Origin of the sequence: Massilia oculi (genome assembly GCF_017582745.1) — a bacterium.
Classification (GTDB): Bacteria; Pseudomonadota; Gammaproteobacteria; order Burkholderiales; family Burkholderiaceae_D; genus Telluria; species Telluria oculi_A.
Genome location: NZ_JAFVIM010000008.1, coordinates 83,569 through 95,999, shown reverse-complemented (window position 1 = coordinate 95,999; position 12,431 = coordinate 83,569). Strand labels below are relative to the sequence as shown.

General features: G+C 66.9%; 14 protein-coding genes. 4 read left to right on the top strand and 10 right to left on the bottom strand.

Going from position 1 to position 12,431, the window contains the following annotated elements; translation table 11 throughout:
- Nucleotides 1-49 precede the first annotated feature (49 nt).
- Both J3U95_RS11630 and J3U95_RS11625 read right to left on the bottom strand, forming a co-directional pair.
- On the bottom strand, nucleotides 50-736 hold the full coding sequence (locus J3U95_RS11630) for a hydrolase (RefSeq protein ID WP_208278757.1): 687 nt from the start codon (nucleotides 734-736) through the stop codon (nucleotides 50-52).
- A 32-nt stretch (nucleotides 737-768) separates the two neighbouring features.
- Nucleotides 769-1,041, bottom strand: a complete 273-nt coding sequence (locus tag J3U95_RS11625) for a XapX domain-containing protein (RefSeq protein ID WP_208278854.1) — start codon at nucleotides 1,039-1,041, stop codon at nucleotides 769-771.
- Nucleotides 1,042-1,203: 162 nt separating this feature from the next.
- Between J3U95_RS11625 and J3U95_RS11620 the strand changes: the two genes are divergently transcribed.
- Complete coding sequence (locus J3U95_RS11620) at nucleotides 1,204-2,136, top strand: LysR substrate-binding domain-containing protein (protein ID WP_208278756.1); 933 nt, start codon at nucleotides 1,204-1,206, stop codon at nucleotides 2,134-2,136.
- Here J3U95_RS11620 and J3U95_RS11615 read toward each other — a convergent pair.
- From J3U95_RS11615 to J3U95_RS11585, 8 genes are all read right to left on the bottom strand, one after another.
- Nucleotides 2,133-2,528: an OsmC family protein gene (locus J3U95_RS11615; protein WP_208278755.1), complete on the bottom strand. Its 396-nt coding sequence runs from the start codon at nucleotides 2,526-2,528 to the stop codon at nucleotides 2,133-2,135. The genes J3U95_RS11620 and J3U95_RS11615 overlap by 4 nt on opposite strands.
- Before the next feature lie 78 nt (nucleotides 2,529-2,606).
- Nucleotides 2,607-3,308, bottom strand: coding sequence for a pirin family protein (locus J3U95_RS11610; RefSeq protein WP_208278754.1), 702 nt, complete (start codon nucleotides 3,306-3,308; stop codon nucleotides 2,607-2,609).
- Nucleotides 3,309-3,529: 221 nt separating this feature from the next.
- Nucleotides 3,530-6,022, bottom strand: a complete 2,493-nt coding sequence (locus J3U95_RS11605) for a TonB-dependent receptor plug domain-containing protein (protein WP_208278753.1) — start codon at nucleotides 6,020-6,022, stop codon at nucleotides 3,530-3,532.
- Between the two features lie 65 nt (nucleotides 6,023-6,087).
- Nucleotides 6,088-6,603 carry a RidA family protein gene (locus J3U95_RS11600; protein WP_208278752.1) on the bottom strand — a complete coding sequence of 172 codons (516 nt, stop codon included), beginning with the start codon at nucleotides 6,601-6,603 and terminating at the stop codon, nucleotides 6,088-6,090.
- Nucleotides 6,604-6,638: 35 nt separating this feature from the next.
- Nucleotides 6,639-7,049, bottom strand: coding sequence for a c-type cytochrome (locus J3U95_RS11595; RefSeq protein ID WP_208278751.1), 411 nt, complete (start codon nucleotides 7,047-7,049; stop codon nucleotides 6,639-6,641).
- Nucleotides 7,046-8,332 carry a flavin monoamine oxidase family protein gene (locus J3U95_RS11590; RefSeq protein WP_229519781.1) on the bottom strand — a complete coding sequence of 429 codons (1,287 nt, stop codon included), beginning with the start codon at nucleotides 8,330-8,332 and terminating at the stop codon, nucleotides 7,046-7,048. The genes J3U95_RS11595 and J3U95_RS11590 overlap by 4 nt, the downstream gene beginning before the upstream one ends.
- The gene (locus tag J3U95_RS28355) at nucleotides 8,217-8,840 is read right to left on the bottom strand and encodes a hypothetical protein (RefSeq protein ID WP_229519780.1); all 624 of its coding nucleotides are present in this window, start codon (nucleotides 8,838-8,840) and stop codon (nucleotides 8,217-8,219) included. The genes J3U95_RS11590 and J3U95_RS28355 overlap by 116 nt, the downstream gene beginning before the upstream one ends.
- Before the next feature lie 97 nt (nucleotides 8,841-8,937).
- Nucleotides 8,938-9,249 carry a c-type cytochrome gene (locus J3U95_RS11585; RefSeq protein WP_208278749.1) on the bottom strand — a complete coding sequence of 104 codons (312 nt, stop codon included), beginning with the start codon at nucleotides 9,247-9,249 and terminating at the stop codon, nucleotides 8,938-8,940.
- A 296-nt stretch (nucleotides 9,250-9,545) separates the two neighbouring features.
- Between J3U95_RS11585 and J3U95_RS11580 the strand changes: the two genes are divergently transcribed.
- From J3U95_RS11580 to J3U95_RS11570, 3 genes are all read left to right on the top strand, one after another.
- Nucleotides 9,546-9,683 carry a hypothetical protein gene (locus tag J3U95_RS11580; RefSeq protein WP_208278748.1) on the top strand — a complete coding sequence of 46 codons (138 nt, stop codon included), beginning with the start codon at nucleotides 9,546-9,548 and terminating at the stop codon, nucleotides 9,681-9,683.
- Nucleotides 9,680-10,168, top strand: a complete 489-nt coding sequence (locus J3U95_RS11575; protein WP_208278747.1) for a response regulator transcription factor — start codon at nucleotides 9,680-9,682, stop codon at nucleotides 10,166-10,168. Before J3U95_RS11580 ends, J3U95_RS11575 begins: the two co-directional genes overlap by 4 nt.
- Before the next feature lie 112 nt (nucleotides 10,169-10,280).
- Nucleotides 10,281-12,431, top strand: coding sequence for a TonB-dependent receptor domain-containing protein (locus J3U95_RS11570; protein ID WP_208278746.1), 2,151 nt, complete (start codon nucleotides 10,281-10,283; stop codon nucleotides 12,429-12,431).

The window sequence follows — 12,431 nt, the reverse complement described above, 5'->3', positions numbered from 1 at the left end:
TGCGGCGGCGAGAACTTCTGTGGATCTTGGCGGCTGATCAGCGCACCGATCAGCGCGCTGGAACCGGCGCCAGCACCTCGTGCGTGCCCTGGGCGCGCGCCGGTGCCTTGTGCACCATGGTGTAGGCGTAGTCCACGCCCATGCCATAGGCGCCCGAGTGCTCGGTGACAATCTTCATCACGTCGTTATAGGTGTCGCGGTGGGCCCAGTCGCGCTGCCACTCGAGCAGCACCTGCTGCCAGGTCACCGGCACCACGCCGGCCTGCACCATGCGCAGCATCGCCATGTCGTGCGCTTCCTTGCTGGTGCCGCCCGAGGCGTCAGACACCATATAGATTTCGTAGTCGCCTTCGAGCATCGCGCACAGGGCGAAGGTGGTGTTGCACACTTCGGTCCACAGGCCGGCCACGATGACCTTCTTGCGGCCATTGGCCTTGAGCGCATCGCGCACCTTCTGGTCGTCCCACGAGTTCATCGAGGTGCGCTCCAGGATCTGGTGGCCCGGGAACACGTCCAGCAGCTCGGGGTAGGTGTTTCCCGAGAACGATTCGGTTTCGACGGTCGTGATCGTGGTCGGGATGTTGAACACCTTGGCCGCCTTGGCCAGGCCGACGACATTGTTCTTCAGGGTCTGGCGGTCGATCGACTGCACGCCGAAGGCCATCTGCGGCTGGTGGTCGATGACGATCAGCTGCGAATTCTGCGGGGTCAGGACTTCGAGTTTTGGATTGCTCATGATGTTCTCCTTTTGGTGATGAAAATTGACGGTCAGCCCTGGCGCGGGCCGTCCTTGGCGCCAGGCTCCGGCGCCTTGGCGGCAACGCCAGTGATCTTGGGCTTGCATTCGCTGGCGAACCAGCTGGCGGTGACCGGCGCGCCCTCGATCAGGCGCTTGGCCACCGGGACGATCTGCTCGCCGATCAGCATGCCCAGCAGGCCGACCAGCGCGATGGCGGGCGGCGCCGGCGAGCGCACGTTGATCAGGCCGTACAACAGGCCGGCCAGGATGCCGGCGCCCAGTGAAATCAGATACATGTCCAGCTCCTCCTTGCGGGAGGCGCCAACGCGGCGCCCGTTCGTTCCAGTATCGTTAGACCATCGCCGCGGCGATAGAATCAGATTGCTATTTTCAAAGCCCGGGGGCTTGGTTTGTCCCGGGCCTTGGCGCTACCATGGCGCCATCACGCACCATGGGACCTACAATTGCTCAAGCTCAGCCTCGACGCCCTCCAGATCATCGAAACCATTGCCCGCCGCGGCTCCTTCGCCGGGGCCGCGAAAGAACTGTTTCGCGTGCCATCGACCATCTCCTACACGGTCTCCAAGCTCGAGGACGACCTGGGCGTGCGCCTGTTCGACCGCTTCGGCCCCAAGGTGACCCTCACCGCCGCCGGCCAGGAGCTGCTCAAGGAAGGCCGCTACCTGCTGCGCGCCGCGGGCGACCTCGAATCGCGGGTGCGGCGCGTGGCCTCGGGCTGGGAAACCGAGATCGCCCTGGGCATGGATTCCGTCCTGTCGGCCGGCGCGCTGCAGCCGGACATCGAAGCCTTCTATGGCGTGGCCGACCAGACCCGGCTGCGCATCGTCCGTGAATCGCTGTCGGGCACCTGGGACGCCCTGCTCGACCGCCGCGTCGACCTGCTGGTGGGCGCTGCCGGCGAGGGCCCGTCGGGCGGCGGCTATACCGCCGAGCCGCTCGGCACCAGCGCCTTCGTGTTTACGGTCGCCCCGCACCATCCGCTGGCACGGCTGGAACATCCCCTCGACAAGACCGACCTGCTGCCCTACCGGGCGATCTCGGTCTCGGACTCGGCGCGGGTGCTCGGCGCGCGCACCGTCGGCCTGCTGTTCGGGCAGGAGACGCTGGCGGTGCCCGATATGCGCACCAAATACGAGTTCCAGGTCCAGGGCCTCGGCTTCGGCTTCCTGCCGGAGGCATGGGCGCGACCGGCCATCGACCAGGGTTTGCTGGTCGAAAAACAGGTGGTGGAACCGAAGGCCGACGAGACTTTCTATCTCGCCTGGCGCAGCGGCGAGGATGGCGCCGCGCTCAAGTGGTGGATCGAGCGCATGCGGACCGGCGCTACATTCGCCCGCATGCTGCCCGACCCTTGCGCGGGGCCCGCAGAGGCTTAATCCGTGGCTTGAGCCGCCTCGGTATGGATATGAATCGTGCCGGACAGGGTCTTGTGGACCGGGCACTTGTTGGCGATGTCGAGCAGGCGGGCGCGTTCGTCCGCGCTCAATTGGCCGACGAATTCGATGTGGCGGCGCAGTTCGTAGGCGCCGTCCTGCTGGCCGTGGTCGATGGCGACCCGTACGTCGTCGAGTTGCATGCCTTTGCGCTTGGCATACATCGTCACGGTCAGTGCGGTGCAGGCGGCCAGGGATGCGGCCAGCAGATCGTGCGGTTCGGGGCCGCTGTCGTCGCCGCCGAAATCTTCGGGAGCGTCGGCGATCAACTCGTGCTTGCCGATCCTGATCTTGTATTGCAGTTTATCGTTGCCGCGGGTGGTCGTCACTTGCATGGTCGTCTCCTGTTATCGTGGTGATCGAGGCGCCGTCCCGCTGGCGGGACGGCGTTCTACCTGGCTGCTGATGGCTGCTTACTGTGGCAGGTCGAACAATAACACCTCGGCGCTGGCGGCCTGGGCCAGGGTCACGGCTTCTTCGCCGGTGACCTTCAGCGCGTCGCCGCCGTCCAGCGCGAGGCCATTGACCGTCACCTGGCCGCGCACCACGTGGACATAGGCCTGGCGGCCGGCGCCCAAGGCATGCTTCACCTCATCGTCACCGTCGAGGATGGTCGCATACAACGCGGCATCCTGGCGGATCGAGACCGAACCATCGCGGCCGTCGGGCGATCCGATCAGGCGCAGCTTGCCGGTCTTGTCGGCGGTGTCGAAATGCTTCTCTTCGTAGCGCGGCTCGGCGCCGCCCACGTTCGGCATGATCCAGATCTGCAGGAAGTGCACGCCCTCGGTTTTCGAGTGGTTGTACTCGCTGTGCACCACGCCCGTGCCCGCGCTCATGATCTGCACGTCGCCGTAGCGCAGCACCGAACCGTTGCCCATGCTGTCCTTGTGCTCCAGCGCGCCGTCGAGCACATACGAGATGATCTCCATGTCGCGGTGGCCGTGCGAATCGAAACCGCGGCCGGGTTGCACCTTGTCCTCGTTGATGACGCGCAGCGGACCGAAGCCCATGTGCTTCGGATCGTGGTAGTGGCCGAAGGAGAAGGTGTGCTTCGAGTCCAGCCAGCCAAAGCTTGCGCCGCCGCGTTCATTGCTTTTACGTACGTTCAACATGGTGTCATCCTTTCGTGGTTGTGATCATCGAAGCGGTCGATCGCCAGGGCGGGGAATCCGCCGGTCGATCCGTCGCGTGTTCGATGCGATGGAGTCATTATGCTCGCGCCACGAGGACTTGAAAAACGGGTAATTTAGCGGCCTATCATCGAAACTTTCGAACATAGCCTCGAAGCCCTGCGGGCGGCCGCGATACTGCCACCCGCAGGGCCTCTTCCTCATCAGAACTTCAGGCTGGCGCGTGCATAGTAATAGCCGCCGTTGATGCCGAAGGGAGAGAACGCCGGATAGATCGTCACCGCGCCATTGTCCAGATTGGCGCGCTGCTCCGCCAGCACTAAAGGGTTGACCATGTCGGGGTACTCGTCGAACAGGTTATTGGCCCCCAGCGACAGCGTCCAGGCCTTGCTGAACTGGTAGCTCACCTCGAGGTCGGTCAGCAGCTTGGGCTTGATCCTGTTTTCATAGTAGACCGCACCGTCCGACGAGACCTGCTCCGACGATTTGCCGATGTAGTTCTCGCGCAGGTTGACGGTCCAGGCGCCCACCTTCCACAGCGCGCCCAGGTTGACCCGCATGCGCGGCGAGGCGGTCTCCAGGTGCGAGATCGCGGTCTCGTCGAGCAGGGTCTGCGGTTGCAACTCGGGCGGCGCCTGGTTGATCTTGATGACCTCTACATGGTTGTAGTTGGCCGCCGCCGACCAGTCGACCCGCCCGTAGCTGCCGTAGTTGCTGCTCATGGTGGCCACTGCCTCCATGCCGCGGCTGCGCGTGTTGACTGCGTTGGAGAAGATGTTGATCCCGGTCTGGACCACGGTCGGGTCGAGCACGTTGCCGTTGGCGAGGATCGCCGCCGTCACCGCCGGGGCATTGACCGCGCCGCCGGAGCCGTACAGCGCGCCGCTGCCGACGATGCGGTCGCGGATCGTGATCTGGTAGGCGTCGAGCGTGATCGCCAGGCCGGCCCGCGGGTTTAGCACCAGGCCGGCGCTGATATTGGTCGAGGCTTCGGGCTTGAGGCCATTGATGCCCACCAGCCGCGCGCCCGGCGAATTCGGCGCCAGCTGCACGAAGGCGCTGCGCGGCGAAACGTTGGTGGCCGAATAATACGATTCGGCCAGCGTCGGCGCGCGGAAGCCGTTGCTGTAGGTCGCGCGCAGCGCCACCGCCGGCGAGAAGTCGTAGCGGCTGGTCAGCTTGCCGACCTTGGCGTTGCCGAAGTCGCTGAAGCGCTCGTAGCGGCCGGCGATGTCGACCGTCCAGCCGGGCAGCGGCTGGACCGCCAGGTTGACGTAGGCGGCCTTGTTGTTGCGGCTATGGCTGCCGGCGTCGGTAAGCGAAAAGCCCGGATACGACTGCGAGCCTTCCTTGTAACGCGAGGCCGCGTCGCCGGCCACGATCTCGTAGGTGTCGCGGCGGTGCTCGAGGCCCAGGGCCAGCGTCAGCGGCGTGGCCCAGCCGACGTCGAACTCGCGGCTCAGGTCGAAGTTATTGGCCCACTGGCTGGCGCGGAACTCGCCGGCATCGAACTCGAGCGGCGTGGCGCCGGTACCCGTGTACAGCGAGATGTTGGCCGAATTGGCCACCCCGAGCTTGGCCACGTCCTTGCCGTAGGTGCTCGACAGGTCCCAGTTCCAGGCCCCGAACATCCGGCCCTTGATGCCGAGGGTGAAGGCATAGTCTTCCTCGTCGAAGGTCTCTTGCGGGCTGAAGCCGAAGGGATAGATCTGCGGCAGCCGGTTCGGCATGCGGTAGTTCTCCCAGGCGCGCGCTTCCTTCTTGCCATAGGTCGCGAAGCTGTACAGCGAGGTGTCGGCGCCGAAGTCGACCCCGAAATTGGCGGCGGCAATGTGCTGGCGATACTGGGCGTCGCCCTGGATCTTGTTCAGGTAGGGGTAGCCTGGCGCGTCGACCAGGGACGGCATCTCGGCCACGGTGGCCGGGTCCACCACGCGCGGATCGATGCCGCCGCGGTCCGAGAAGCCGTGGTACTTGGTCTCGGCGGTCAGGCTCAGGAAGGCGTCGGCGAACGGGGTCAGGCCGATATTGGCCATGCCGTCGCCGGTATGGCCGCCCCCGTCCATATAGCCGCCGCCGTTGACGTTGGCGCTGCCGCCGCGGTTGTTCGACTTGAGGATGATGTTGATCACGCCGGCGATGGCGTCGGTGCCGTATTGCGCGGCGGCGCCGTCCTGCAGCACCTCGATGCGGTCGATCGCCGCCACCGGAATGTAGTTCAGGTCGGCCGCCGCGCCACCCTGGTAAGGGCCGCCCAGCACCGCCAGGTTGGCGGTGCCGTGGCGCCGCTTGCCGTTGACGAGGACCAGCGTATTGTTCGGGCTCAGGCCGCGCAGGCGCGCCGACAGCGTCATGTTCGCCATATCGCTGCCGAAGGCCTGGGCGTTGAGCGAAGGCAGGTTCTGCGACAGCGCCTGGATCAGGTCGGGCTGGCCGGTGCGTCCCAGCGAGGCCGCGTCCAGCACCTGGATCGGCGAGGCGCTGGTCTCGACCGTGAGGCCGGCGGCGCGGGTGCCGGTGACGATCACCACGCCGCTGTTCGAGACGCCCTGCGCGGCGGCATCAGGCGCGGCCGCACTGGCGGGCGCATTGTCCTCGTCGCGCCCGGCATCCGGGCCGGGTTCGGCGGCGGCGTGGGCGCAGATGCCGCAGGTGAGCAGGCCGGCGATGCCGGTATGAAGAAAGCCTTTGACCATGTGTTCCCCCTAGTTGGAATTGTTGGACGAGAACAGCCTTGCTTGCTTCTTGCGTACCTGCTTGCCTACTTCTTCGCGGCGACGACTTCGATCTCCACCAGCCACCCCGGGTTGCTCAGGGCCGCCACCTGCATCACCGCGCGCGCCGGCAGATTGGGCTGGGCGCCGCCGAAGAACTGGGTATAGCCGGCCATGAAGCCGGCGACGTCGGCGCGGCCGCCGTGCTCCGGATCGCCCACCAGGAACACCTGCATCTTGACCACGTCGCCGATGCCCAGGCCCATCCCCTGCAGGATGTCGCGGATGCGCTGCAGGACCCCGACGGTCTGGGTCCGGGTGTCGCCGAAGGCCGCGATGGTGTTCGGGTCGCGCTCCTTGTGCACGACCGGCGGCACCTGGCCGCTGATGAAGTGGATGGTGGCGTTGGGCGGCACGCTCACTGCCTGGGCAATCGGGAAATCGGAATTCGGGATCTTGTGGCGCACGATGTCCTGGGCGCCGGCGCCGACCGGCAGCAGCAGGGGCAGGAGGAGTAGCGAGGCGGCGAGTCGTGAGGCGGGACGGCGGTCGACATTCTTCATCAGCAGGCCTTTCATGGTGGTTGGAAGAAAACGGTTCAATGCTTGTTGCCGAAACGGTTGCGGCTGGCCGGCGGCAATTGCAGGGCCATGCGCAGCGCGCCGACCTCGGCGTCCGCGACCGGCGCGGCGCGGTTGCCCCAGCTGGCGCGGACATAGCTCAGCACCGCCGCGATGTCGGCGTCGTCGAGGCTGCCGCTGAAGTCGGGCATGCCCCCGCGGCCCTTGAGCAGCACCTCGGCCCCCTCGGCCGGTGCGCCCAGCGCCAGCGCGCTGCCCGCCAGCGCGGGGAAGGCGCCGGGGATGCCGCGCCCGTCGGCCTGGTGGCAGGCCGCGCAGTTCTTCGCGAACAGGGTCTCGCCGTCGGCGGAAGCTGGCGCGGTCTGGGCGAGGGCAGCGCCCGTGCACAGCCAGGCAGCAAGCGCCCAGCCTTTTAGAATGGCTTTCATGCGCTCGCCCTCCGGTGCAGCCGTTCGATCTGCTGCCAGGCCGATTCGATGGCCCCGGCCTGCCAGCCGGTCAGGTAGCTCAGGTGCTCGCCGGCGAGCTGCACCCTGCCCTCTCCCTCGAGCAGCAGCGGATAGGCGCTCCGCCGCGCCCCCTCGTTCCACTCGGCCCAGCCGCCCAGGCTGTACTGAACGCGGTGCCAGGCCACCGAGAACGCGTTCTCGTAGGCGCTGCGATAGGCCGGAAAGATTTTCTCGCCGGCGGCCAGCGCGAACTCGGCCCGCTGCGCCGGCGACAGCGCACTGACCTCGATGGCGTCGAGCGCATAGTTGTAATAGCCGAGCACTACGCCCTTGCGCTGCTGCCAGCCGCTCGACGGCAGCGAGATCGTGTTGATGCCCTTGAGATCGGTGAGAACGTGGCCGCCGTAGATGTGATCGTCCTCTTCCCAGAAGCGGCGTCCCATCTGCAGACCGATCTTGCCGACCGGCGCATAGGGCACGGCCTTGAGCGCCGCCTTGAAGCCGTCCGAGAAATCGGTGTCGATCATGCGCAGCACCGACAGCGGCAAGGTGCACAGGCAGTAATCGGCCTTCACGCTCGAGGCCTGGCCGCTGGCGGTATCGTGCAGGTCGATGGTGACGCCGGCGGCGTCCTGGCGGATGCGCCGCACTTCGGCTCCGTAGCGGATCGCGTCGCCCAGGCGTTTGGCGAAGGCCTGCGGAATGCGGTCCATGCCGCCCACCGGCTGGAACATGGTCGCGTGCATCGGAAACTCCTGCACGGCGCTGTACACCTTGCCCACCCTGGCCGCCAGCAGGTCGCCGAAGGCCAGCGGGTCGGATGGCGTGCCGGCGCCCGGCACCAGGCCCGCGCCCGGATTGGTCGCGAAGCCGCGCCCGCTGCGGCCCTTGTAGGCCAGGTCGCCCGCACCGAGGGCGCCCTCGCGCGCCAGGTAGTCGAGTAGCAGAATCTGGTCCTCGCTGCTCAGGCGGACGTCGAGCTGGCGCGACTGGACCGACTTGGCCAGCAATTCGGCGACATGGCCACGCATATCGGCCTTGATCTGCGCCCCGCGCAGGCGCCGCTTCGACAACGGCCCGCCGTCTTCCAGGTAGACCCAGGCGTGGTCGTTCTCGTTCACCATCACCTCGAGCGGCACCGCGAATTCACGGGCGTAGTGCAGGGTGGACTGGTGGTCGAGCGGGATGCGCCACGGTCCGTGGTTGATGTAATGGCCGCGGTCGAAGCGGCACAATTGTTCCTCGCCGCCGAGCTCGCGCAAGGTGAAACCGCGGCGCGCCGTCTGGCAGCGCCCGCCGGCGAAGGGACGCGCCTCGAGCACCGGAGTTGGCGTAATCCGGCAGCAGCGCATCGAGGGTCTGGCCCCGTTCCCAGTAGCGGCGCAGGCAGCGCATGATGCTGGCGGGCGCGATGCCGTGCACTTCGCTGCATGCCGCCACCATGGCGGCGCGCTCGCGCGGCAGGTACAGCGCCGGTAGATGATGGTGCAGCGCGCTCACCACGTTCCAGGCCTTCAGCTGACGGCGGCGCTGGCTGTCGGATGGCGTTGCCGCGGGGCTGACGGCGCGCCAGGGATCGGGCCGCAGCAGGCGCGCGCGCCGCTCCCGCACTGCGGCGTACAGCGCGCGCAGGGATGCGGGCCGGGGCACGGCCCCTGGAATGCCCAGCGCATAGACATAGGCCTGGGCGCCGGCCGGGTCGATCCACAGGATGCGGAGCGGACGGCCGGGAGCGTCCAGATATTCGATGACGTCGTTCGGGAGGAACATGGGCGGGTCCTGTCGTTCAGGTGCCCGGCCCGTATGCAAGGACCGCGCCAGTGGCGCGGTCCTTGCGGTGGCGGCGCTGGACGGCGCCGCCGATGAATCATTTCTGCGCCAGGATCCACTTGGCCAGTGTCTGCGCCTCGGCATCGCTGACCTGCGGATTGGCCGGCATCGGGATTGGGCCCCAGGTGCCGCTGCTGCCCTTCTGGATCTTCAGCGCCAGGCGCGCCTCGGCGCCGGCGTCCTTCGCGTACTTGGCGGCGACGTCCTTGTACGACGGACCAACCAGCTTGGAAGCGACGGTGTGGCAGGCCATGCAGGCCTTGGCCTTGGCCAGGTCGGCGCTGGCGTGGGCTGCGGGCATCGCGGCTGCGGCGGCGAAGGTCGCGGCCAGGATCATGGTGTTCTTCATAGGTGCTCCTGTATGGGCTGTAATGACAATGGGGCGCTGTGCCCAGGGACCGACAGCCTCGTCCCTGACGCTCCCGGCATGATAGCCGACAATGCCGGGCGATTGCGACCCCATCAAGCGAGGATCGCCAGTTGCGGCAAGGGCGTATGGACGATGATCGCGGCCGTGCCGACCGCTAGCAGGGTGACCGCGGTGGCCATCAGCGCGATGCGCAGGTATCCATTCAGACGCATGGCCACCTCCAGCCAAGGTGGGTGCGGCGACGTCACGCCGGTTGAGGCGCAGCCAACCTGCGCATGATCGCCGAGGCCCACGGCGGGAACATCCGCGCCGTGGCGCATACCGGCCCGGGGGCGACCCTGGCGTTCACGCTGCCAAGCGCCGCGCCGAAAGTGGAGGATGCGTCGAGCGCCGTGACGGGAGCGCCGGCATGAGTGCAGACATGAGCGCGCCGGTGGTCTTCATCGACGACGACGCCTCGCTGTACGCCGCGCTTGCGAGCCTCCCCGGCTCCTGCGGTTTCCAGGCCGTGGCATGCCCAACGGGCGCCGAATTCCTCGCCCGCATGCCGCCCGACGGCCCATGCTGCGTGCTGCTCGACGTGCGCCTGAAGGGCGTCAGCGGGCTAGATTCCCAGGCCGAGCTGGGCCGGCGCCGGATCCTGCTGCCGATCGCGTTCATGACCGGCCACGGCGACATACCGATGACGGTGCGCGCGATCAAGGCTGGCGCGCTCGACTGCGAGATCATGGGCCTGGCCGCGAGCGGCCTGATGAACAAGCAGACCGCCGGCCAGATCGGCCAAACTGATGCAGCGCTACCACTTCGAGGCCGCCGTTCGCGCGGCCAGATCCCTTCCTCGCTCCGCTCCCCAGCCGCTGCGCCGGGGCCGTTTCGTCTCATTCTTGACACCGGTTAATAAATAAGAATGGGAATGATTCGTATTTGTGTTTAGAATGTTGCCGGTTCGACCTCTTTACATAACTTTACAGCTGTAATTACACGTCCTTAACTAGAACAACGGAACCGAGATGCCCACACCTATTCCCCAAGCGACGCTGCTGCGCCGCTCCCTGCTCAGCCTCGCCATCGGCGCCCTGCCCTTCGCTGCTCACGCCAACGTCGGCGCCGATGCCGCACCGGCCGACATGGCGACCGTCGTCATCTCGGCCTCGGGCTTCGAGCAGACCATCCGCGAAGCGCCGGCCTCGATCACCGTGCTGACCCGCGAACAGCTCGAGAAGGAACGCTTCGGCAACCTGGCCCAGGCGCTGGAAAGCGTGGAAGGCATCGACGTCGCCGCCGCCGGCGACAAGACCGGCGGCATGAACATCAGCGTGCGCGGCATGCCGAGCGACTACACCCTGATCCTGATCGACGGCCGGCGCCAGAACGCGGCCGGCAACGTGACCCCGAACGGCTTCGGCGGCACCTCGACCAGCTTCATGCCGCCGGTCGGCGCCATCGAGCGCATTGAGATCATCCGCGGCCCGATGTCGACCCTGTACGGTTCGGACGCGATGGGCGGCGTGATCAACATCATCACGCGCAAGGTTGGCAAGCAGTGGAACGGTTCGGTCTCGGCCGATTACACGGTGCAGGAAGAATCGGCCTTCGGCGACGTCAAGGCGGGCAAGTTCTACCTGAGCGGCCCGATCGCCAGCGAGGTGCTGGGCCTGGCCCTGCGCGGCAGCGCCCAGCGCCGCGACGCCGCCGACATCACCTACGAAGGCCAGACCCGGGGCCTGAACATGGGCGCCAACCCGGTCGAATCGACCGTGCGCAACCTCGGCGCGCGCGTGGCCTTCACGCCCAACCGCTACCACGAGGTCACGCTCGACGCCGAGGCCACGCGCCAGAAGTACGACAATTCGGCCGGCCTGCTCGGCACCCTCGGCGTGCAGGGCGGCTACGGTCCGGAACAGAAATACAACCGCGACCAGTACACCGCCGCCTATAAAGCGCGCCTGCCATTCGGCACCTGGGACAGCAGCTATATGGTCAACAAGACCGAGACCAATGGCCGCACCATCCCGCCGGGCACGCCGGGCGCGGTGGTCGGCTCGCCGCGCACGCTGGAAGTCGAGAGCAAGGTGTTCGATACCAAGCTGCTGGTCCCATGGGGCAACCACCTGACCACGATCGGCGCCCAGCACTGGGACGCCGAGATGGTCGACGGCGTGGCGCCGGAAACCTTCGCCTTCACCCAGAAGGCCCTGTTCCTGGAAGACGAATGGCGCTTCCATGAAGGGCTGGCCCTGACCCTGGGAGCGCGCTACGACGACCACAGCATCTTCGGCGGCCAGACCAGCCCGCGCGGCTACCTGGTGTGGACGGCCTCGCCGCGCTGGACCGTCAAGGGCGGCGTCAGCAAGGGCTATAAAACCCCGCGCGTCGAGCAACTCTCGCCGGGCATCAACGGCTTCGGCGGCCAGGGCACGATTCCCCTGGTCGGCAGTCCGGGCCTGAAACCCGAGACCAGCGTGACGACCGAGCTGGGCGCCTACTTCGACAATGGGGCCGGCTGGACCGCCAACGCCACCGTATTCAATAACGACTTCAAGGACAAGATCACCAGCGGCACGGGCCTGCTCAACTGCGACTTTCGCAATGCGCCGAACCGTCCGGGTTGCGTCAGCTTCGGCAACTGGCCGAACGTCGACGCCTTCGGCCAGTCGACCAACGTCGACGAGGCGGTGACCCGCGGCCTGGAACTGGCGACGCGCTTCCCGATCGCCGCCGGCTGGGCCGCGAGCGCGAACTACACGTATACCGACAGCGAACAGAAGAGCGGCCCTAACGAGGGCAAGCCGCTGTCCGACACGCCGGAACATGCGGTCAATGCGCGCCTCACCTGGGACATCTCGGCGCAATGGAATTCGTGGCTGCGCGCCGAGTACCGCAGCGAGCGCTTCCGCGATCCGGGCACCTCGGCGTCTTCGCGCGCGACCAAGGCGCAGCTGGGCGACTACAAGGCCTACACCATGCTGCACCTGGGCACTAGCTACCAGATCACGCCGGCGGTCACGCTCAATGCCGCGGTCTACAACCTGCTGAACAAGGACTTCATCGACTACCGTCCTTACCGCGAAACGCCGACGGCGACGCCGGTCTACACCAGCGTGTACGTCAACAATATGGACGGCCGCCGCCTGTGGCTGTCGATGAACGTCGACTTCTGA